General features: G+C 68.5%; 25 protein-coding genes. 9 read left to right on the plus strand and 16 right to left on the minus strand.

What is annotated here, in order from left to right; all coding sequences use genetic code 11:
- The 5 genes from HV783_RS15195 to HV783_RS15215 all read right to left on the minus strand — a co-directional run.
- The coding region (locus tag HV783_RS15195) for a DUF3141 domain-containing protein (protein ID WP_175189420.1) at nucleotides 1–2,247 on the minus strand (2,247 nt) is incomplete at its 3' end.
- A 185-nt stretch (nucleotides 2,248–2,432) separates the two neighbouring features.
- Nucleotides 2,433–2,834, minus strand: coding sequence for a VOC family protein (locus tag HV783_RS15200; protein ID WP_175189421.1), 402 nt, complete (start codon nucleotides 2,832–2,834; stop codon nucleotides 2,433–2,435).
- 19 nt (nucleotides 2,835–2,853) lie between these two features.
- The gene (yfcF, locus tag HV783_RS15205) at nucleotides 2,854–3,489 is read right to left on the minus strand and encodes a glutathione transferase (RefSeq protein ID WP_116792896.1); all 636 of its coding nucleotides are present in this window, start codon (nucleotides 3,487–3,489) and stop codon (nucleotides 2,854–2,856) included.
- Nucleotides 3,490–3,574: 85 nt separating this feature from the next.
- Nucleotides 3,575–3,904, minus strand: a complete 330-nt coding sequence (locus HV783_RS15210; protein WP_175189422.1) for a DHCW motif cupin fold protein — start codon at nucleotides 3,902–3,904, stop codon at nucleotides 3,575–3,577.
- A 53-nt stretch (nucleotides 3,905–3,957) separates the two neighbouring features.
- Nucleotides 3,958–4,443 carry a GNAT family N-acetyltransferase gene (locus HV783_RS15215; protein ID WP_054501236.1) on the minus strand — a complete coding sequence of 162 codons (486 nt, stop codon included), beginning with the start codon at nucleotides 4,441–4,443 and terminating at the stop codon, nucleotides 3,958–3,960.
- A 189-nt stretch (nucleotides 4,444–4,632) separates the two neighbouring features.
- Here HV783_RS15215 and HV783_RS15220 point away from each other — a divergent pair, with 189 nt between their 5' ends.
- The 3 genes from HV783_RS15220 to HV783_RS15230 all read left to right on the plus strand — a co-directional run bounded on the left by HV783_RS15220 (nucleotide 4,633) and on the right by HV783_RS15230 (nucleotide 6,652).
- Nucleotides 4,633–5,580 (plus strand): DnaJ C-terminal domain-containing protein, encoded by a 948-nt coding sequence (locus HV783_RS15220; RefSeq protein WP_054501014.1) that lies wholly within the window; start codon nucleotides 4,633–4,635, stop codon nucleotides 5,578–5,580.
- A 2-nt stretch (nucleotides 5,581–5,582) separates the two neighbouring features.
- Complete coding sequence (locus HV783_RS15225; protein ID WP_064528244.1) at nucleotides 5,583–5,900, plus strand: chaperone modulator CbpM; 318 nt, start codon at nucleotides 5,583–5,585, stop codon at nucleotides 5,898–5,900.
- A gap of 137 nt (nucleotides 5,901–6,037) precedes the next feature.
- Nucleotides 6,038–6,652, plus strand: coding sequence for a glutathione S-transferase family protein (locus HV783_RS15230; protein ID WP_175189423.1), 615 nt, complete (start codon nucleotides 6,038–6,040; stop codon nucleotides 6,650–6,652).
- Here the strand turns inward: HV783_RS15230 and HV783_RS15235 are convergent, their stop codons facing one another.
- The 4 genes from HV783_RS15235 to HV783_RS15245 form a co-directional block, all read right to left on the minus strand.
- Nucleotides 6,653–7,303 carry a DsbA family protein gene (locus HV783_RS15235; protein ID WP_064528250.1) on the minus strand — a complete coding sequence of 217 codons (651 nt, stop codon included), beginning with the start codon at nucleotides 7,301–7,303 and terminating at the stop codon, nucleotides 6,653–6,655. It abuts the gene before it with no gap.
- A gap of 101 nt (nucleotides 7,304–7,404) precedes the next feature.
- Nucleotides 7,405–8,880: an inorganic phosphate transporter gene (locus HV783_RS15240; RefSeq protein WP_054501018.1), complete on the minus strand. Its 1,476-nt coding sequence runs from the start codon at nucleotides 8,878–8,880 to the stop codon at nucleotides 7,405–7,407.
- 133 nt (nucleotides 8,881–9,013) lie between these two features.
- A complete protein-coding gene (locus HV783_RS29620) occupies nucleotides 9,014–9,139 on the minus strand; it encodes a hypothetical protein (RefSeq protein WP_020926707.1) in 126 nt (41 codons plus the stop codon).
- A 43-nt stretch (nucleotides 9,140–9,182) separates the two neighbouring features.
- A complete protein-coding gene (locus HV783_RS15245; protein ID WP_175189424.1) occupies nucleotides 9,183–10,307 on the minus strand; it encodes a D-alanyl-lipoteichoic acid biosynthesis protein DltD in 1,125 nt (374 codons plus the stop codon).
- A gap of 279 nt (nucleotides 10,308–10,586) precedes the next feature.
- On the opposite strand from HV783_RS15245, the gene mog reads away from it, so the two are divergent.
- From mog to HV783_RS15260, 3 genes are read left to right on the plus strand one after another with little or no spacing between them, the layout of a single operon-like run.
- Nucleotides 10,587–11,234, plus strand: coding sequence for a molybdopterin adenylyltransferase (mog, locus tag HV783_RS15250; protein WP_054501020.1), 648 nt, complete (start codon nucleotides 10,587–10,589; stop codon nucleotides 11,232–11,234).
- A 39-nt stretch (nucleotides 11,235–11,273) separates the two neighbouring features.
- Complete coding sequence (locus HV783_RS15255) at nucleotides 11,274–11,621, plus strand: hypothetical protein (protein WP_054501021.1); 348 nt, start codon at nucleotides 11,274–11,276, stop codon at nucleotides 11,619–11,621.
- Nucleotides 11,621–12,505, plus strand: coding sequence for a peptidoglycan DD-metalloendopeptidase family protein (locus tag HV783_RS15260; RefSeq protein ID WP_167517635.1), 885 nt, complete (start codon nucleotides 11,621–11,623; stop codon nucleotides 12,503–12,505). Before HV783_RS15255 ends, HV783_RS15260 begins: the two co-directional genes overlap by 1 nt.
- Nucleotides 12,506–12,593: 88 nt before the next feature.
- Here the strand turns inward: HV783_RS15260 and HV783_RS15265 are convergent, their stop codons facing one another.
- The 5 genes from HV783_RS15265 to HV783_RS15285 form a co-directional block, all read right to left on the minus strand.
- On the minus strand, nucleotides 12,594–12,908 hold the full coding sequence (locus HV783_RS15265; protein ID WP_054501023.1) for a hypothetical protein: 315 nt from the start codon (nucleotides 12,906–12,908) through the stop codon (nucleotides 12,594–12,596).
- A gap of 174 nt (nucleotides 12,909–13,082) precedes the next feature.
- Nucleotides 13,083–13,349: a translation initiation factor IF-1 gene (gene infA, locus HV783_RS15270; RefSeq protein WP_054501024.1), complete on the minus strand. Its 267-nt coding sequence runs from the start codon at nucleotides 13,347–13,349 to the stop codon at nucleotides 13,083–13,085.
- A 612-nt stretch (nucleotides 13,350–13,961) separates the two neighbouring features.
- Complete coding sequence (locus HV783_RS15275) at nucleotides 13,962–14,501, minus strand: SRPBCC family protein (RefSeq protein ID WP_054501025.1); 540 nt, start codon at nucleotides 14,499–14,501, stop codon at nucleotides 13,962–13,964.
- Nucleotides 14,494–14,859 carry an ArsR/SmtB family transcription factor gene (locus HV783_RS15280; protein ID WP_064528257.1) on the minus strand — a complete coding sequence of 122 codons (366 nt, stop codon included), beginning with the start codon at nucleotides 14,857–14,859 and terminating at the stop codon, nucleotides 14,494–14,496. Before HV783_RS15280 ends, HV783_RS15275 begins: the two co-directional genes overlap by 8 nt.
- Nucleotides 14,860–14,912: 53 nt before the next feature.
- Nucleotides 14,913–15,344: a GFA family protein gene (locus HV783_RS15285; protein ID WP_054501027.1), complete on the minus strand. Its 432-nt coding sequence runs from the start codon at nucleotides 15,342–15,344 to the stop codon at nucleotides 14,913–14,915.
- Between the two features lie 200 nt (nucleotides 15,345–15,544).
- Between HV783_RS15285 and phnC the strand changes: the two genes are divergently transcribed.
- The 3 genes from phnC to phnE all read left to right on the plus strand — a co-directional run bounded on the left by phnC (nucleotide 15,545) and on the right by phnE (nucleotide 18,268).
- On the plus strand, nucleotides 15,545–16,387 hold the full coding sequence (phnC, locus tag HV783_RS15290) for a phosphonate ABC transporter ATP-binding protein (RefSeq protein ID WP_144655336.1): 843 nt from the start codon (nucleotides 15,545–15,547) through the stop codon (nucleotides 16,385–16,387).
- 29 nt (nucleotides 16,388–16,416) lie between these two features.
- Entirely contained in the window at nucleotides 16,417–17,397 is a 981-nt protein-coding gene (gene phnD / locus HV783_RS15295; protein WP_175189425.1) for a phosphonate ABC transporter substrate-binding protein, read from the plus strand.
- A 76-nt stretch (nucleotides 17,398–17,473) separates the two neighbouring features.
- The gene (gene phnE, locus HV783_RS15300; RefSeq protein ID WP_020926712.1) at nucleotides 17,474–18,268 is read left to right on the plus strand and encodes a phosphonate ABC transporter, permease protein PhnE; all 795 of its coding nucleotides are present in this window, start codon (nucleotides 17,474–17,476) and stop codon (nucleotides 18,266–18,268) included.
- A 32-nt stretch (nucleotides 18,269–18,300) separates the two neighbouring features.
- Here the strand turns inward: phnE and HV783_RS15305 are convergent, their stop codons facing one another.
- A complete protein-coding gene (locus HV783_RS15305) occupies nucleotides 18,301–18,792 on the minus strand; it encodes a GAF domain-containing protein (RefSeq protein WP_175189426.1) in 492 nt (163 codons plus the stop codon).
- Nucleotides 18,789–19,760: a Bug family tripartite tricarboxylate transporter substrate binding protein gene (locus HV783_RS15310; RefSeq protein ID WP_054417151.1), complete on the minus strand. Its 972-nt coding sequence runs from the start codon at nucleotides 19,758–19,760 to the stop codon at nucleotides 18,789–18,791. Before HV783_RS15310 ends, HV783_RS15305 begins: the two co-directional genes overlap by 4 nt.
- Nucleotides 19,761–19,795: the final 35 nt, after the last annotated feature.

The raw sequence follows: 19,795 nt of genomic DNA on the forward strand, positions 1-19,795 counted from the left end.
CGACGGTTGCAGTTTCGCGGTGGCGGCGCGCACGGCCTTGCGCGCGCCCGGCGCCGGCTCATGCTTTTGCGCGCGGCGCGCGGCGGTTTCGAAGATATGCTCCATCTCGGCCAGGCTGGCGCGCGCGGCGGGACTCAGCGGCTCGGCCGCTTCCAGCACGTGCTTCATCGCTGCCAGCGCCTCGCGGATGGCGGCCGGCGACGAGCCTTCCAGCAGCTTCGGCATCGTCTGCAGCACGGCGGTCGAGTCCAGCCGCATCATCATGGCCTGGTCGCGGGTGATGTCCTTGAATTCCTGCAGCGTCATGGCGTTGCCCGCCTCGGCGCGCATCTTGCGGATCAGCGCGAAGCTGCGCTCGTCCAGGCCGCCCTCGGCGCCGGCCACGTACAGCAGCATGCGGATGGCGGCCACGCGCAGGCCGCCTTCCTGCAGCAGCGAGCGCAGTTCGGCGGCGCGCTCTTCCATGAAGCGGCGGTGTTCCGGCGACACGCCGGGGTGGCGGCGCGGCTGGCCATCCTTGCCGCCCAGCCCGGCCAGGTCCTGCACCAGCGGCGAGCCGTAGACGCTCATGAAGGTGCGCTCGTCGGCCGAATCGCGCAGTTCCTGGAAGATGTTCAGGCTGGTCTCGACCAGCTTCGAAAACATCTCCTGGGCCAGCAGGAACGGGTTGTCGGGCGATACGGGCTGCCGATGCTCCCGCACCTGCTCGGCCACCTGCGCGATCGGCGCGATCAGCGGATTGCGGTCGGACACCAGCTCATACGGCAGGCGCAGCGGGTGCAGGCGCTGGCTCCATTCGGCCGATTGCGGCGTCACCAGGGCGCGCACCCACGGCTGCACGAAGCTGCGGTACATGCCCAGGTTGATGTCGGAGATGCGGGCCACGGCGGCAAAGCGCAGGTCGTCGTCTTCCTTGCGCTCGACGATGGCGCGCACGTCGTCCATGCGGCGCTGCTCGAACGACAGCACGTAGTTGCCGTAGGCCAGGTCGGCGTTGGGCGTGTCCGGCGTCTTGTCGGTGATCTCGGCCTGGTAGATGCCGGGCGGCAGCACATCGATCATGTCGATGTTGGAGGTGAATTCCTGGTGTTCCTTGCGCGCCACGCTGCCGGACACGAAGATGCCCAGGTGGCCGATGCTCTCATGCACGGCATAGACGATGGTCTGGTCGTGCGCCAGCACCTCGGCGTCGTCCTGGTACAGGTCCGGGATCCAGCCCAGCGCCTGCGGCGGCGGGGTGATGTTGTCGCCCTTGGAGCAGAACACCACGATCGGCGAGCGGATGTTGCGCAGGTCGATGCGGATGCCGTCGGACGTGACCAGCCCGGCGGTCGACAGGCGGTTGCCGACGAACAGGTTGTCGACGATGTACTGGATTTCCGGCCCGTTCAGGAACACGTGGCCGCCCCACCATTTCTCGAAGCTGAGGTAACGGCCGGCCTCGGTGTCGACCTTGGAGTACAGGTTGTACTGCTTGGACCAGAGCGTGTTGGCGGGGTTGAGGTTCTCGAAGTTCTGCACCAGCCAGGCGCCGTCGAACTTGCCGTCGCCCAGGTCGCTGGTCAGGGCGGTGAGCCAACTGCCGCCGAGCAGGCCGCCGGCGTAGCGCATCGGGTTCATGCCGCGCCAGCCGGCCCAGTAGGACAGCGGCGCGCCGGCGATGATGATGGGGCCGAACAGCTCGGGACGCACGGCGGCGGTCATCATGATCTGCCAGCCGGCCTGGCAGTTGGCCACCACCACCGGCTTGCCCTCGGCGTCGGGGTGACGCGCGATGATTTCTTCCAGGAAATGGGCCTCGGCCTTCATCACGTCTTCGACGGTCTGGGTGGGCACGGGCTGCGGCAGGAAGGTGGCGAAGTAGCAGGGATGGCCGGCGCGCACCGCCACGCCGATCTCGCTCTCGGGCTTGAAGCCGCCGATGCCGGGGCCGTGGCCGGCGCGTGGGTCGACCACCAGGAAGGGGCGCTTGATCGGATCGACCGCCACGCCCTCGGGCGGCTTGATGCGCAGCAGGCCGTAGTTGACCGGGCGCGGCAGTTCGCGGCCGTCCAGCACCAGTTCGTACTCCATGCTGAGCACGTTGGGGGCCCGCTTGGCCATATGCTCGTGGTACTGGTTGCCGCGCTGGCGCATGACGTCGGCGTACAGCACGCCGCGCTGCCAGGCGTCCACGGCGTATTCATAGGCGGCCGTCCAGGGGTTGAAGGACGGGGCGGGGACGCGATCGTTGCCGGATCCGGCCATGGCGATCTCCTGTAGGTAGCACCCGGCAGCGGGTGCTACCGGACCGGTTCCTCGAGTGGAACCAGTTGACTTGACCCCCCCATTACACCCGAATGGATGTTGCATCGCAACATGGGGACGGTTGATGCAAGTCAAACGCCCGGAATTATCTGTCCCTTCTTGATTGTCCGGTCCCGTGCCACCCTTCAGGGCGCGTTGTGGCACACGGCTTCGATGCGGTTGCCCGACGGGTCGGACAGTAAGGCGGCGTAGTAATGCGGATGATAGTGCGGCCGTGTCCCCGGCGCGCCCGCGTCGCCTCCGCCATGGGCCAGGCCGGCGGCATGGAAGGCGTCCACCGCGGCGCGGCTGGAGGCCTTGAAGCACCAGTGGCGGCGCGCCGGCGGAGTCGGTGACGCCGCGGGATCGGCCTGGATGCTGACGTAAGTATGGCCGGCGTCGCCGGGGCGGCAGCGCTCGCCGTAGCCGAGGGCGTCGGCATGGTCGTAGACCTTGGCCGCGCCCAGGGCCGCCATGACGGCGTCATAGAACGGCCGGGCGCTATCGAGCCCGGCGACGCTGATGGAGACGTGATCCAGCAATTGCATGGCGGCTCCGGGGCGGGGGTCAGGCGCGCGCCGCCGCGTTGTGTTCCAGCCATTTGCGCACCGAGGGGCGCTGCCACTGGGCCTCGGCATAGTCGCGCAGCGGATCGGGCAGGCCGTCCAGCCACAGGCGGCGCAATGCCACCGCCAGGTCCAGGTCGGCCAGGCACCATTGCTCGAACAGGGTCGACTGGCCCGCGCCGATCAGTGCGCCGGCCACGTGGATCAGTTTGGCCGCGGCCGAATGGCCGGCGTCCGACAGCGGTTCGCCGGCCCGGTCGTGGAAGACCGTTTCGGTGGGGCGTTCCTGGCGCAGGGCGCCCAGGTCACTGCGCAGCCAGGCCTGCAGTTGGCGGGCGCGGGCGCGCTCGCGCGGCTGGGCGGGGTACAGCGCGGTACAGGCGGGCGCCGGATACAGGTCTTCCAGGTACTCCGCGATCGCGGTGGATTCGGTCAGGTTGAAGTCGCCGTGGGTCAGGGCCGGCACGCGCGCGGTCAGGGCGCGGCATTGGTACGGCTGCATGCGCTGTTCGCCCGCGTCGAGGTCAATCATGCGGACCTCGAACGGCAACTGTTTCTCGGTCAGCGCCACATAGGCCGACATGGCGTAGGGGCTGAGGAACTGGGAATCGACGAACAGCGTAAACGGGGCGCCCAAGTGCATCTCCGGTCAGGCGGTGGATAAAAGGGGTCTATGACGCAAAGCGTAACGCAATTGAAATTTCGCGTGTCGCGCCGATGCGTCAGTCGACGATGAAGAGCTTGGCGCCGATGGCAGTGGACGAGCGGTGCGGCTCGGCCTGGTCGGCCACCTGGTAGCTCATGCCGGGGGTCAGCACGAAGGTGCGGCCGTCTTCCAGCTCGGTGTGCAGCTCGCCCTCCAGGCAGAACAGGATGTGGCCCTTGCTGCACCAGTGGTCGGCCAGGTAGCCGGGCGTGTACTCGACCATGCGCACGCGCAGATCGCCGAACTGGCGGGTGCGCCAGTAGGCCTTGCCGGTGTCGCCCGGATGCTCGGTGGGTTCGACCTCGGACCAGTCGGTGGTGCCGAAGGGGATGTCGCTCATCTTCATGTTGGTTCTTCCCTTGGGGGGTGCGTCCGCCACGCCGCGAAAAAGCGCTGTATTCAGGCGGCCAGCTTCTTCTGCCAGAACATGGCGCGGCCGGTGTCCTCGTCCAGCGAGTAGCCTTCGTAGCCCAGCTTGCGGTACAGGCCCTGGGCCACGTCGTTGCCTTCCAGCACTTCCAGCGTGATCTTGCAGCAGCCGAGCTGGCGGGCGCGGTCTTCCAGCGCGGCCAGCAACTGCTTGCCCACGCCCTGGCCCTGGAAGCGCGGCGACACGGCCAGGTCGTGCAGGTTCACCAGCGGACGGCAGGCAAAGGTCGAGAAGCCCTCGAGGTAGATGGCCACGCCGGCGGCCGCGCCGTCGATGCGCGCCAGCAGGGCGCGCGCCGTGGGCCGCTTGGCCAGTTCCGCGATCAGGTTGCGCTGCGCGTACTCGGGCAGGGGCGTGCTGCCGCCCATGGGGCCGCTGGCGTATTCGTTGAGCATGGCCAGCACCTGGCGGCCGTGTTCCGGGTTGTTGAAGTCGACGTCGATGATTTCCAGCACGATCGGTTCCTGTTCATGGGCGGCCCCGCCTTTGGCGGCGGGTGGCGCGACCGTCAATTATGCGCGAAGCCGCGCAATGGGTCGAAGCGCATTGAAAAATCGCGCCATAGCCCCTATCTTCTTTCTGTTCAGGGCCGAATCCGGCGCGAGCCGCCGCCTTTGGCTGCAACCCTCACCATGGGCTGGAAAATGGAGTTCAAGGACTACTACAGCATTCTTGGGGTGGAGCGCGGCGCCTCCGAAGACGAGATCCGGCGCTCCTACCGCAAACTCGCCCGCAAGTATCACCCCGACGTCAGCAAGGAAAGCGACGCCGAGGCCCGCATGCGCGACGTCAACGAAGCCTACGACGTGTTGCGCGACAAGGAAAAGCGCGAGGCCTACGACAACCTCGCCGCCGGCGTCTCGCCCGGGGGCGGCTTCCAGCCGCCGCCAGGCTGGGACGAAGGGTTCGAGTTCCATCGCGGCGCCGCCTCGGGCGAGGAGGCGCAATTCAGCGAGTTCTTCTCGTCGCTGTTCGGGGGCCGCGGCCGCCGCGCGCAGGGCGCGGGGCGCGAGCAGGAATTCCGCGCCCGCGGCGACGACCACCACGCGGCCATCGAGGTCGATCTCGAGGACGCGCTGCAAGGCGCCACCCGCGACATCAGCCTGCGCTCGATGACGGTCGACGACCAGGGCCGCCCGCAGGTGCAGACGCGCACGCTGAGCGTGCGGATCCCGCCGGGCGTGCGCGAGGGCCAGTTCATCCGCCTGGCCGGGCAGGGCATGCCGGGCTATGGCGGCGGCGAGAACGGCGACCTGTACCTGGAGGTGCGCTTCAAACCCCACGCGCGCTATCGCGTCGAGGGGCGCGACCTGTATATGACGCTGCCGGTGGCGCCCTGGGAGGCGGCGTTGGGCGCCAAGGTCAATGCGCCGACCCCGGGCGGCACGGTGGAGGTCTCGATACCCGCCGGTTCGGGCAACGGCCGCAAGCTGCGGCTGCGCGGCCGCGGCATTCCGGGCGACCCGCCCGGCGACCTGTATCTGGTGCTGGAGCTGGCGCTGCCGCCGGCCGACAGCGACGCGGCCAAGGCGGCCTACCGCAAGATGCAGCAAGACCTGCCGTTCAATCCGCGGCGCCACCTGGGGGTCTGATCATGAAAAAAGTCGTCATCAGCAGCGCCACTGTGGTGGGCAAATCGCAACCGCTCAGTGCCGACGATCTGGCGCGAGCCTGCGGCGCCGGGGTCGAATGGGTCGCGCAATTGGTCGAGGTCGGCATCGTCGACGCCAGCGGGTCGCGCCCGGCCGAATGGCGCTTCTACAGCATGGACCTGCAACGCGCGTTGCACGCGCGCCGGCTGGAGCGTGATTTCGGCGCCGGCCTCGATGCCGTGGCGCTGATCCTGGACCTGAGCCAGGAGGTGCGCCGCCTGAAGGCGCAATTGCGCGCGCTGGGCGCGACCGACGCGTAGCGCGGCGGCCCGCCCCGACCGGCTCGCGGGGCGTGGGCCGCATCAGCGACCGGGGCGGTCGGGGACGGTGCTGGCTCCGGCGGGGGCGCCTGCGGCACAATGGCCGCAGGGTCCGCCCCGGATCCAGGAGACAGACCATGTTGACCCTTTATCACGCGCCGCGCTCGCGTTCGTTCCGGATTCTCTGGTTACTGGAAGAGCTGGGCGTGCCCTATGACACCGAGATGGTGTCGATCCGCCGCCGCGACGGATCCGGCCATATCGCTCCCGACTACATCGACATCCACCCGCACGGCAAGGTGCCGGCACTGGTGCACGACGGCGTGCCGGTGTTCGAGACCCCGGCCATCGCGCTGTACCTGACCGACCTCTATCCCGAGGCTGGCCTGGGGCCCGTCGTGGGCGATCAGCAGCGCGGCCCCTACCTGACCTGGCTGGCGTATTCCACCGGCGTGTTCGAGCCGGCGATGACCGAGCGCGCCTTCAAGACGCCGCACCAGAGCGGCACGATGGGCTGGGGCTCGGCCGACGAGGTCGAGCAGGTCGTGACCCGCGTGCTGCAATCGCGCCCGTATTTCCTGGGCGAGCATTTCAGCGCGGTCGACATCGTGCTGGGCGGGACATTGCAGTTCATGATGCAGGTCAAGCTGATTCCCGAGAACCCGGTGTTCTCGGGCTATGCCGAGCGGTTGGCGGCGCGTCCGGCGATGCACCGCGCGCTGCAGCGCGACGGCGACATCGGCGAGCCCTGATTACCCCAGGCGTGCGCGCAGGTCCGCTTGCCACTGTGACGGTCGGCCCAGGTAGCGGCCCGGGTCGAGCACGGTGAAGGCGCCGTCGCGCTCCAGCGCCAGCGTCGGGAAGCCCGAGCCTCGCAGGCGCTCCAGCAGCGCGCGGCTTTGCGCGATGTGGCGATCGGTGGCGTCGCCAACCGTGGCGTCATAGGCGGCCTGGAAGGCCGCGCCATCCAGGCCGATGTCCTCGGCCAGGCGGCGCAGTTCAGCCGGGTCGGCAATGCGGCGGCCTTGGATGTAGTGGGCGCGTTGCAGGCGCTGCAGCATGTCCAGGCCGCGTCGGTCCAGGGCCTGGGCGGCCAGGATGGCGGTGGTGGGCGGGGCCGAGTCGAATACCGCGCCGCTGTCGCGCAGCAGGCCGTCGATGTAGTCCGGACCGAACACCTGGCCGGTCAGGCCCGCGATGCGTTCATCGTGCGGGATGACATAGCGCCGCAGCGCGTCGGTGACCGGCTGGCGGTTGCCGCCGGTCATCATGCCGCCGCCGTGCAGTGCGATGACCAGGCCATCGATGCCGCGGGCGGCCTGCAGCAGTGGCGCGGCGCCGTAGCACCAGCCGCACAGCGGGTCGTAGATGTAATGCAGGGAGGGAAGGGAAGAGGTAGCCATGGCGCCATGGTAGAGGCGCGCGCGCGCCGGACATAGCCCGGCGCGGTAGCCACAGTGTTGCGCCGCCCGTGCAGATGATCCGCGCGGCCGGCGCGCGGGCGTCAGCCGGCGATCTGCACGCCGATCCAGAACAGGCCGGCCGCCAGCAGCATGGAGGCGGGCAGGGTCAGGATCCAGGCCAGCAGGATGTTGCGCACCGTGCCGCCCTGCAGGCCGCTTTTGTTGGCGATCATGGTGCCGGCCACGCCGGACGACAGCACGTGGGTGGTCGACACCGGCAGGCTGAAGACGTTGGCCAGGCCGATGGCGCCGACCGCCGTCAACTGCGCCGACATGCCCTGGGCGTAGGTCATGCCCTGCTTGCCGATCTTCTCGCCCACCGTCAGCACCACGCGGCGCCAGCCGACCATGGTGCCGGCGCCCAGCGCCAGCGCCACCGCCACGATCACCCAGAAGGGCGCGTATTCGGTGGTGGCGGTCAGGTCGGCGCGCAGGCGCTGCAGGTCGGTGCGCTCGCGCGCCGGCAGGCCTTCGATGCGGGCCACCTTCTTGGCGGTGTCGTCCAGGCACAGCAGGTAGCGGCGCACGTCGATGCGCTTGGCCGCCGACAGGTCGGCGTAGTTGCTGACGCCGTGCAGGTCGGCCTGCAGCGCGTCGATGGTGGGCAGGGTCAGTTCGGGATCGCAGCGGAAGGTGCGCGGCAGGTCCGAGGCCGAGCCGGCGCGCTTGAGCGCCAGGAAGTCGCCCAGCATGGCTTCGTTGCGCTGGTAGAACGCGCTCAGGTGGGTGGCCGCGTCGCGCGTGCGCTCGATCTGGTAAGTGGTGCTGTTGGTGTCCAGCACGAAGTTGGCCGGCACGATGCCGATCAGCACCAGCATGATCAGGCCGATGCCTTTCTGGCCATCGTTCGAGCCGTGCACGAAGCTCACGCCCATGGCCGACAGCACCAGCACCAGGCGGTTCCAGAACGGCGGGTGTTTCTTGTTGTCGATGGCGCGGCGCTGCTCGGGCGTCTTGTGCATCTTCGACAGCGGCAGCCAGCGCTTGAGCGCCAGCAGCAGGCCGCCCGCGACCAGGAAGCCGGCCACCGGCGACACTACCAGCGAGGCGCCGATGTCGATCGCCTTGCCCCAGTTCACGCCCTCGGCCAGCGGCAGGTCGGTGATCAGCGCGTTGGCCAGGCCCACGCCCAGGATCGAGCCGATCAGCGTGTGCGAGCTGGAGGCCGGGATGCCGAAATACCAGGTGCCCAGGTTCCAGGCGATGGCCGCGGCCAGCATGGCGAACACCATGGCCAGCCCGCGTCCGGTATCGACGTTGATCAGCAGTTCCACCGGCAGCAGGTGGACGATGGCGTAGGCCACGCCGACGCCGCCCAGCAGCACGCCGAGGAAGTTGAAGATGCCGGAGAGCACCACCGCCAGGTGCGGCGGCATGGCCTTGGTGTAGATGACCGTCGCGACGGCGTTCGCCGTGTCGTGGAAGCCGTTGATGAATTCGAAGGCCAGGACGAACGTCAGGGCCAGTGCAAGGCTGAGGCCAACCCAGAGGTCTAGGCCATGAAAGAGGGTGGGCATGGGGGCGGGCGAGGTTCCGGCGGAGGCCCAGATTATTGCAGATTTGTGACCTGTCCCTGGTTGCTTCAGGCAACTCTCGCCGTTCCCCGGGTCCGGCAAACCGCTCGCGCGCCGTCGCCGTCGGCGCGGCCCGCTAGAACTTCTGGTACTGGAACTCGATCTCCAGGGGCTTGCCCAGGTTGGCCGAGGTGTCGGCCTGGATCATCATGACCGCCAGCAGGCCCAGGTAGAGCAGGCACAGCCACAGGGTTTTTCTCATCGCGCGGTGTCCTTGACGGCGTTCGGCGGGGGGGAGGGCGATTTCATGGGCGGAAGACCTCGGCGATGCGCTGGTTGACCCGCAGCCAGCCCAGTTCGCCCAGGTGCTGCACGTCGCGCAGGGTGCCGATCTCGTAGGGCGCATCGTACATGTCCATGCAGGCCATGGCGTAGCGCGCGCACAGCGCGTCGACCTGACGTTGCACGGGCGTGAAGCGGTCCAGGTCCCTGAAGACCATCGGGTGCAGCGGCTGCATCACGAACAGGGCATTGACGCCGTGGTTGCGCAGCAGCCGCATCAGCGCTTCCAGCTCGCGCAGTTCGTCCTTGCCGGTCAGCGGCTGGGGCTGGAAGGCGGTCTTGCCGCCGGCCGCGACCGTTTGCAGGTATTTGTCGAAGAAATCGTCGCGCACGGCGTAGCGGTTGCGCGTCATCTGCGCCTGTTCGGCTTCCTGGGCCTCGCGCGCCAGGGCGTCCCAGTCCACCACCCGGGCCGCCGCCGTCGGGCCGGCGGCTTCCTGCTCGGGCGCGGGGGCGGCGTGCGCGGGCGTCCACAGTCCGATCAGCCGCTGGCGGAAGACGTAGGCCTGCTCGGCCGCCATCGACCACGCCACCCGGGCGTCGCCCTTGTCGCGCAGCCAGCGCGCCACCTGTTCGCGGCCCTCGGGCTGGCGCAGCAGGCGCGGCAGCAGGGGATTGGCATGCTCGCGGAATTCATCCGGGCCCAGCCCGCCGTCGCCGTCGAACCAACCCGGCGACACCATGATGACGACGCGCGAGGCGGACGACAGGTCGTCGGCCAGCGCCGCCAGCACCAGTTGCATGCCCAGCGACTGGAAGCCGGAATGGCCGTAGGCCATGACCGGCATGCGCAGCTCGTCGGCCAGGAAGCGGTAGGGCACGAAGCGCAGGTCGGTGCTGGTCAACTCGGACGACCCCAGCACCACCAGCCGGTCGCCGGTGCGCAGCGCCTGGCTCAGCCGCGACAGGTTGCGGGTCTGGTCTTCCAGGGTGTTGCCGAGGTTATGGATGTAGACCCCGGTCGCCGCTTCGGCGCACGGGCCGGTGCGCAGGGCCAGCCAGTGCCAGGCGCCCCAGCCCGCGGCCAGCGCCACCGACAAGGCCAGCGCCGCCGCCAGCGCATGCTGCCCGAGGGTGCGTGTGAACATGAGGAACCAGGAAGGCGCGGCGCGCGGATCGGGGTGAAAGAGAGGATTGTGAGCGGATGTTATCCAGCCCCCATGACCGAGACAAGGGCGCAAACCCGCGGGTGCCCGCGGATTCCCCTTTTTGCCACAGGGGGACCGGCGCCCCCGGCCGGCCGCCGGGCGGAGAATGCGATAGCATCCCTGTCTGGCGGGGTCCTGGATTTCCAGGATTGACCGCGCCCCGGCCCGCCGGCGGCGCCCGTGCCCCGCGCCTTCCGTCCACCCCACGCCCGATCGCCCATGACCGCCCCTACCCGTATCGCCCGCCGCCATCCCGACGAACTGATCATCGGCCTGGTGTCGATTTCCGACCGCGCGTCGGCCGGCGCCTACCAGGACGAGGGCCTGCCGTCCCTGCGCGCCTGGCTGGGCGGCGCGCTGGCCTCGCCGTGGCAGGCGGTGGACCGGCTGATCCCCGACGAGGCGGCCCGCATCTCCGAGACGCTGATCGAGCTGGTCGACACCTGCGGCTGCGATCTGGTCCTGACCACCGGCGGCACCGGTCCGGCGCGGCGCGACGTCACGCCCGAGGCCACGCTGGCGGTCGGCACCAAGGAAATGCCGGGCTTCGGCGAGCAGATGCGCCAGATCAGCCTGCGCTTTGTGCCCACCGCGATCCTGTCGCGGCAGGTCGCCGTGGTCCGTGAACGGCCGGCGCATGCCGCCCTGATCGTGAACCTGCCGGGCCAGCCCAAGGCGATCCGCGAGACGCTCGAGGGCCTGAAGGCCGACGATGGCTCGACGCTGGTGCCGGGCATCTTCGCCGCCATTCCCTATTGCATCGACCTGATCGGCGGGCCCTATGCCGAGACCCGTCCCGAGGTCATCGCCGCATTCCGCCCCAAGTCGGCGCGCCGCCCGCAGCCGTCGCCGGACGCTGCGGTATAGTTCGCCGCCTCTTTCCATTCCTTGCCAGAGAGTCCCGATATGAAGGTCCGTACCGCCTTGTCCCTCACCGCCGTCGTGCTCGCCGTGTCCGCCTGCGCCAACGTCAAAGACGTCCGCGACCGCGATCCGGTGTTCTACGGCTCGACCCCGCGCACGGCCGAGGACTACACCAACTGCGTTGCCGCGGCCTGGAAGGACCAGGGCGTGCGCTTCGAGCGCAAGGCGGTGCGCAACGGCTTCGAGCTGATCCAGTCGGACAGCCTGGGCGTCGAGGCGGTGCTGACCACCACCACCTGGAAGGGCAAGACCGAGGCGCGCCTGTCGACCCGCATCGCGCGGCGCGACCAGACCCTGATCGAACCCGCCAACCTGTGCCTGCAACAGTGATGCCGCGACGCCGAGACATGCTGCGGCTGGGCCTGGCCGCGGCCGCGGTGGGCCTGGCCCTGCCGGTGCGCGCCAAGCAAGCGCCGGCCGCGCAGCAGGGCGGTTTCATCAGCCGCAAGCTCAATGCGCCGGTGCCGGGCGGCGTCGCCGTGCTGGCGCTGGGCGACGCGGCGACGGCGCCCGAGGTCACCTACCGCGACCGCCGCGTGCTGGTGGTGCGCGAAGATGGCAAGCAGTGGATCGCCGTGGTCGGCATCCCGCTGGCGGTCAAGCCGGGCCCACAGGAAATCTCCGTGCGCGACGGCGCCGGCACGCGCCAACTGCCGTTCACCGTGCGCGCCAAGGAATACGTGGCGCAGCACATCACGCTGAAGAATCCGCGCCAGGTCAATCCCGATCCTGAAGACATGAAGCGCATCGAGCGCGAGATGACCGAGCAGAGCGCCGCCAATCGCGCCTATCGCGCCGGCGTCACGCCCAGCAACCTGCTGCTGGACCGTCCGGTCAGCGGCGGCCGCCTGTCCAGTCCGTTCGGCCTGCGCCGCTTCTTCAACGGCGAGGAACGCAATCCGCACTCCGGCCTGGATTTCGCCGTGCCGGCTGGCACGCCGATCAAGGCGCCGGCCGCCGGCGTGGTGTCGTTGGTGGGGGATTATTTCTTCAACGGCAAGACCGTCTTCCTGGACCATGGCCAGGGCTTGGTCAGCATGTTCTGCCACATGTCGGCCATTGACGTGAAGGTCGGCGATGTCGTGCCGCGCGGCGGGGTGGTCGGCAAGGTCGGCGCGACCGGCCGGGCGACGGGCCCCCACTTGCATTGGAACGTCAGCCTGAACGATGCGCGGGTCGACCCCGCGATCTTCATCGGCGCCTTCAAGCCCTGACCCGGCTCGGATCCGTCGGCGCGGCAAGGCCGCGCCGGGCGCGGGCGCCGCTTGAAACCCGGAAGGCCTGGGAAAGGGCCGGCCGCCCTCAGGCGGTGGCCGCCTGCGGCGCGGCCGCGTCCTGCGCTTGTTGCAGGGAGATGCGGTGCAGGATGTACTGATGCATGCGCTCGGCGTACATCATCTTGTCCAGCATGCCGTGCAACTGCACTTCCTGTTCATCCAGGCAGTTGTCGTATTTGGTCTTGGCCTCGGCATAGGTCAGGCCGGTGTTGCGCAGGCTGTTGATGAACGATTCCCGCGATTGATGCAGCAGGCGCAGGCCTTCTTCCCCCTTGGCGAATCGTCTTCGCGCCAGGGAGAGCTGGTCGGCCGCTTCTTTCAATTCCTGTGTCAGATCCATCTTGCTGCTTCATGCGTGTTCCGCCGGGCCTGGCGCCGGGGGAGCGCCATTCTTTCACGAACCGGGGTCTTGCGCATTACTACGGCAGGGCGTGCGCGAGTTTAAGGTCACGGGGCAACCCGCGGGGGCGCGCCCGCCGTGGCGGCAGGCCGGCGCGAACGCCGGCCCCGCGGCTCAGCGGCGGTGGTGCTGGGGGCGGCTCGCCGGGGCCGGGCCGCGCTCATCCTTGTGACGGAAGTTGATGCGGCCCTTGGTCAGATCGTACGGCGACATTTCCAGCGTGACGCGGTCGCCGGCCAGGATGCGGATGCGGTGCTTGCGGATGCGGCCGGAGGCGTAGGCGCCCACTTCGATGCCGTTGTCCAGGGTGACGCGGTAGCGGCTATCGGGCAGCACTTCGTCGACGATGCCGTCCAGTTCGATGAGTTCTTCTTTAGCCATTCTCTACTCCTTGATCAATACGCGCCGCCATGCCGTCGGCATGGCGCGCCACCCGGGGATGGCGAGCGCGTCGGACTCTGTTGGCCAGGTCCAGCGGTTGAACGTAAAACGTCCGGGCAAGCGCGGGTATGGGCCACGGCATCCCAAGCGGATGTCTGAAATGACGGATACTCGCGCCGCGAGGGCAGGGTGCGCGTGATGCGCAGCTTGGTCGCGGGTCGGCGCTTGTGGCGCGTCGCCGGAAGAAGCGGGTTGGAGTGTCTGCTGCGATGCCGGGCGACGCGGGTCGCGCCACGGGGCAAGGGCAGGTTTCACCCAAGAAAACCGGTTGCAGCGTTGCGGGAATGCCGGGCGTAAGTCCGGCCAGACCCGCCACTGCGGGTAGGTACTCAGACTGCCACCGTGGGTTGGCACTCAAAGTTGTGAACGAAGCCCGGTTTTTGCGGAAAAATCACGGACTTATGTTACTGCAAAGCGCAATGATTAGCCAGTTTTTATCCGGCCTGGCGGCGTGATAGTTGCTATTGAACGACTGCGTCGCGCCCGATCCGGGCATTGGAAAGGCGGGCGGCGCTCGCCCCGCGCCGCCGGAGGCGGGGCGGAGGGCGTCCCTCATTGCGCCGCGATGCGCGCCTGGTAGTCCGTTTCCCAGCGCTGCAGCGCCGACCAGAACGGGCCTGGCGCGCGGCCGGCCTGGCGCGCCGCCAGCACGCCCAGGTGCGCATGCCAGCCGGCGGCCACGTCGATCATGTCGGCACGCGAGGCCAGCTTGCGGTGTGTCAGCACCAGGCGGGTGCCTTCGCCTTGCGGCGACAGCTCGAACGTGACTTCAGACGGCTGGCCCTGCGAGCCGCCCCAGGTGAACGCAAGCAGCCTGGGCGGTTCGCAGCGGGTGATGATGCCGTGGGTGGTGACGCCGTTCTCATAGGGCTTGTAGGGCGCCGGCGTGGGCTCGGCCACGGATGACAGATCGGCGTGCACGAAGCGCAGCGTGACGCCGCCGCCTTCGCGCAGCTCCATGTCGCCGCTCGCCAGCCACAGCCCGCGCTTGTCGGATTCGGTCAGGAAGGCCCAGACCTGTTCCACGCTGCCGGGCAGGACGCGGGTGAAGCAAAGGGAGGTGGGGCTGGTGACGACAGCGTAATCACTCATGTTGGCTCTCCGAAGATGCGGTCGGGGGCGCATGGGCGGCCAGCGCGGCTTCGAGCGCGTCCAGCCTGCCCGACCAGAAGTGTTCATAAAAGCGCAGCCATTGCATGGCTTCGGCCATCGGGGCCGGATTCAGGCTGCATACATGGCTGCGGCCGTTGACGGTCCGCCGCAGCAGGCCGGCCCGTTCCAGCGCCTGCACGTGTTTGGAGGCGCCGGCAAAACTCATGCGCAGGGGCGCGGCCAGTTCACCGATGGTCCTGTCTCCGCCGGCCAGGCGCCGCAGCATGTCGCGGCGCGTGGGATCGGCCAGCGCGCGAAAGACGGCATCGAGGGATGGAGGAGGCAGTGGTTCAACCATGAGGTTGAATATAGCCGTGCTTCTCGTCCAAGCTCAACTGTATGGTTGAATTTTTATGTAACGGCGTGGGGCAACGCCGTTTCCGCGTCCTCGTAGGCCTCGGAATACTGCGGCAAGGTATCGGTGATGTCGAACCAGGGCGCCTTGCTGGCGACGTGGCAATGCGCGCCGGGCTTGACGCCGGGGTCGTCGTCCAGCGCGCCCAGGGGCAGGCCGTAGATGTCGGGCGTTTGGTCGAAGCGGCTGAGCAGCGGCGTGCCGCAGGCTTCGCAGAAGCCGCGGTAGTTGCCCGGCGACGAGCAGTACCAGGTGACGTGGTTTTCCCCTTTGGTCCAGGCGAAGTCCTTGGCCTGCACGGTGGCTCGGCTGCGGAAGGCGGCGCCGTGCGACTTGCGACACATGGCGCAATGGCAGTTCAGGGCGTCGGTGAGCGGCCCGGTGATCTGGTAGGTAACGCGGCCGCAGAGGCAGGAACCGTTGAGCATGATGACCGCCTGTCGGAAGGGGGGGCGAGACTTTGAATATACCCGCCGCCCGCGACCGTGGCGCGGGCCTATATGACGGATGTCTTTCAGTCGGTTGCCGTGACCCCTATTTTCAGCCAAATGATTCGATCGCCAGGTCATCGCGCTGTCATGCCGCGAAAACAGAATGCGCGAATGAACCAATCCAAGGGGATTCAACGATGACCTACGCCATCGAAGTACAGGGGCTGAGCAAGTCCTTCCATCCCGGCGCCCGTGCGCTGGACAACGTCGACCTGCGCGTGGCGGACGGCGAGATGGTGGCGCTGCTGGGCGCCTCGGGCTCGGGCAAGTCGACGCTGCTGCGCCATCTGGCAGGCTTTGTGGTCGGCGACGCGGGGCAGGGCAGCGTCACGGTCAACGGCCAACTGATCCAGCGACATGGCCGCCTGTCGCGCCAGGTGCGCGGCGCGCGCGCCAGCATCGGCTTCGTGTTCCAGCAATTCAACCTGGTGGGCCGCCTGCCGGTCATCACCAATGTGCTGACCGGCCTGTTGCCGCGGGTGCCGCTGTGGCGCAGCCTGACGCGCGTGTTCCTGCGCGACGAAGTGCGCCAGGGGCTCGACGCGCTTGCCCAGGTTGGTATAGACGACTACGCATTTCAGCGCGCTTCGACGCTGTCCGGCGGCCAGCAGCAGCGCGCCGCCATCGCCCGCACGCTGGTGCAGAACGCCCGCGTGATTCTGGCCGACGAGCCGATCGCCTCGCTCGACCCCGAATCCTCGCGCCGCGTGATGGACACGCTGGCGCACATCAACCGCAGCCGCAAGGTGGCCGTGGTGGTCTCGCTGCACCAGGTTGATGTGGCGTTGCGCTACTGCCCGCGCGTGGTGGCGCTGCGCCACGGCAAGGTGGTCTACGACGGCCCCTCGGCCGACCTGACGCCGGCCATGCTGCGCGACCTGTACGGCTCGGAACTGAGCGAGCTGCTTCCCGAATACACGCCGCAAGCCCAGCCCCTGCCGGGCCTTGCGTCGCTTTCCCGACAGGCCTGCGCGGCCTGACCCCGCCCGTTTCCTACCCGGAGCTTTCCATGCTACGCAGAACCTTTGTTGCCCTGATCGCCGCTGCCGCCTTGTCCACGCAAGTCCATGCGCAAGAGGCCAAGCCGTTGAACTTCGGCATCATTTCGACGGAGTCGTCGACCAACCTGAAGTCGGTGTGGCAGCCCGTCATCGACGACCTGAGCCGCGCCATCGGCGTGCCGGTCAAGCCGTTCTTCGCTTCCGACTACGCCGGCATCATCGAAGGCATGCGCTTCAACAAGGTGCAGATGGCCTGGTACGGCAACAAGGCGGCCATCGAGGCGGTGGACCGCGCCAACGGCGAAGTGTTCGCGTCCGTCATCGACAAGGATGGCAACCCGGGCTACTGGTCGCTGCTGATCGTCAACAAGGACAGCGACATCAAGAGCCTGGATGACCTGCTCAAGCGCCGCGGCCAGTTGACCTATGGCGCCGGCGACCCCAACTCGACCTCGGGCACCGCCGTGCCGGGCTACTACCTGTGGGCCGCCAACAAGATCGAGCCCAAGACCTTCTTCAAGGCCGTGCGCGTCAGCAACCACGAAACCAATCTGCTGTCGGTCATCAACAAGCAGGTCGACGTGGCCGTCAACAACACCGAGGCGCTGGAGCGCTACCGCCTGAGCACCGGCAAGGACGCCAACGACAGCGTGCGCATCCTGTGGAAGTCGCCGCTGATCCCGGCCGACCCGCTGGTCATGCGCACCGACCTGCCGGCCGACATAAAGGCCAGGATCCGCGATTTCTTCGTCAACTACGGCAAGGGCAAGGATGCCGCGCGCGAAATGGCCAACCTGAAGGCGCTGACCTACCAGGGCTTCCGCGCCTCGGACAACCAGCAACTGTTGCCGATCCGCCAGATCGAACTGGCACGCGAGAAGGCCAAGATCGAAGCCGACGCCACCATCGGCCAGGCCGAGAAGCAGAAGCAACTGGCCGACCTGGACGCCAAGCTGGCCAGCCTGGGCCAGCCCACCGCCAAGCAGTAACGATGCCGCGCCGCGCCGGCGCCTTTCCGTCAAGCGCCGGCGCGCGTCCATCCGATTTCCCTACTCCGGAATTCTCATGACCCTGGCCGTGCCTTCTTCCCGTTCCCCCGCCGCCCCGCGCTCGTCGTTGCCGGTCCTGCTCGTATGGGCCTTTGTGCTGGCGCTGCTGGTCATGTCTTGGCGTGGCGCCGACATGCGGCCGCTGGACCTGTTGCGGGACTCGGGCAACATGGCCCAGTTCGCGGCCGACTTCTTCCCGCCCAATTTCCGCGACTGGCGCATGTACCTGGACGAGATGATCGTGACGGTGCAGATCGCGGTGTGGGGCACGTTCCTGGCGATCGTGGTGGCCGTGCCGCTGGGGCTGCTGTGTTCGTCGAACATGGTGCCGGCCTGGGTCTACCAGCCGATGCGGCGCCTGATGGACGCCTGCCGCGCCATCAATGAAATGGTGTTCGCGATGCTGTTCATCGTGGCGGTGGGCCTGGGGCCCTTCGCCGGCGTGCTGGCGCTGTGGGTGCACACCACCGGCGTGCTGGCCAAGCTGTTCTCCGAGGCGGTCGAGGCCATCGACCCGCGTCCGGTGGAAGGCGTGCGCGCCACCGGCGCCAACGCGCTCGAAGAGATCGTCTACGGCGTGATCCCGCAGGTGCTGCCGCTGTGGATCTCGTACTCGCTGTACCGCTTCGAGTCGAACGTGCGCTCGGCCTCGGTGGTGGGCATCGTCGGCGCCGGCGGCATCGGCACCGTGCTGTGGGAAATCATCCGCAGCTTCCGCTACGCCGAGACCTGCGCGGTGATGATCATCATCGTCGGCTTCGTGGTCGTGATCGACATGGCCTCGGCCCGCATCCGCCGCGCGCTGATCTGAGCCACGGGGCGCGCCGAGGCGCGCCCCGCATTTCAACCGGCCGGCGTCAGCGCCAGGAAGGCCGGCAGGGCCAGCAGGCCCGCCAGCCGGGCGGCGGCGATGTCGGCCGGCGTCAGCGCCGCGCGCGGCATCAGGAAGTTGACGGTGCCCAGGCAGGCGCCGTCGAACACCACCGGCACGTTGATCACCGATTGCAGGCCGAGCGCCTGGATCGCGTCATGGTCGTCGAAGAATTCGCGGATCGCGTCGACGCCCTCGCCGATGAAGACCTGGCGTTCGAGCAGCACGTGGCGGCCCCAGGCCGTGCCGCGCTTGTCCTTGCTGCCGCCGGGCGGATAGGCGGCGGGGTTCGAACTGTACAGCCGCACCACCCGCATGCGTTCGGCGTCATGGCGGTTGATGGTGCACAGCGTGTGCCCCAGCGTGGCGTGGGCATGCGCGTCGAGCGCGGCGAAGGCGGCCGGGGCCGAGGCCCCGTCATAGGCCAGCGCCAGGCGTTCGAGGGTGTCGGACGTGAGGCTCATTCGGCGGTGATTCCCAGTTCCTTGATCAGCTTGCCGTACTTGTCGGCGTCGCGCGCCAGCACCTGGCCGAACTGCTCCGGCGTGGTGTCCAGCAGCAGCACGCCCATGTCGCCCATCTTCTTGACGACGTCGGGGCGCTTGAGGATCTTGTTGATCTCCTGGTTCAGGCGCGTGGTCAGTTCGGGCGGCATGCCGGCCGGGCCGAAGGCGCCGTACCAGACCGACAGTTCATAGCCAGGCAGGGTCTCGGCCACGGTCGGCACCTCGGGCAGCAGCGGCGAACGCTGTTCCTCGGTGACGGCCAGCAGCTTGAGCTTGCCGGTCTGCACGTGCGGCAGGGTCTGGGTGCCGGCGCTGAACAGCACCTGGGTGCGGCCGGCCACCGTGTCCAGCACCGCGGGCGCGCCGCCGCGGTAGGGGATGTGCATCATCTTCACGCCGGCGGCCTTCTCGAACAGCGCGGCGCTCAGGTGGTTGGTCGAGCCCTGGCCGGCCGAGGCGTAGGCCACCTTGTCGGGGTTGGCCTTGACGTAGTCGATGAACTCCTTGACGTTGCTGGCCGGCACCGAGGGATGCACCACCATCGTATTGGTGACCAGCGCCAGTTCGGCGATGGGCGTGAAGTCCTTGACGCCGTCGAACGGCATGTTGCCGTAGAGCGCCTGGTTCATGGTGTGGGTGCTCATCGAGCCGACCAGCAGCGTATAGCCGTCGGGCTTGGCGCGCGCCACGAAGGTGCTGCCGATGTTGCCCGAGGCGCCCGAGCGGTTCTCGACGATGACGGGCTGGCCCAGCGACTGCGTCAGGCCTTCGGACAGCACGCGCGCCAGGATGTCGGTGGAGCCGCCGGCGGCCCATGGCACGATCAGCGTGATCGGCTTTTCGGGCCAGGCCGCGTGCGCCAGCGCGGGCGCGGCGCAGGCCAGGGTCAGGGCGCAGGCGCGCAACAGTCGTCGGATGGTCTTCATGGTGTTTACCCCTTGTGATGTGGCCGGTCTGTGCG

It is taken from the genome of Achromobacter dolens, from assembly GCF_902859745.1.
Classification (GTDB): domain Bacteria; phylum Pseudomonadota; class Gammaproteobacteria; order Burkholderiales; family Burkholderiaceae_B; genus Achromobacter; species Achromobacter dolens.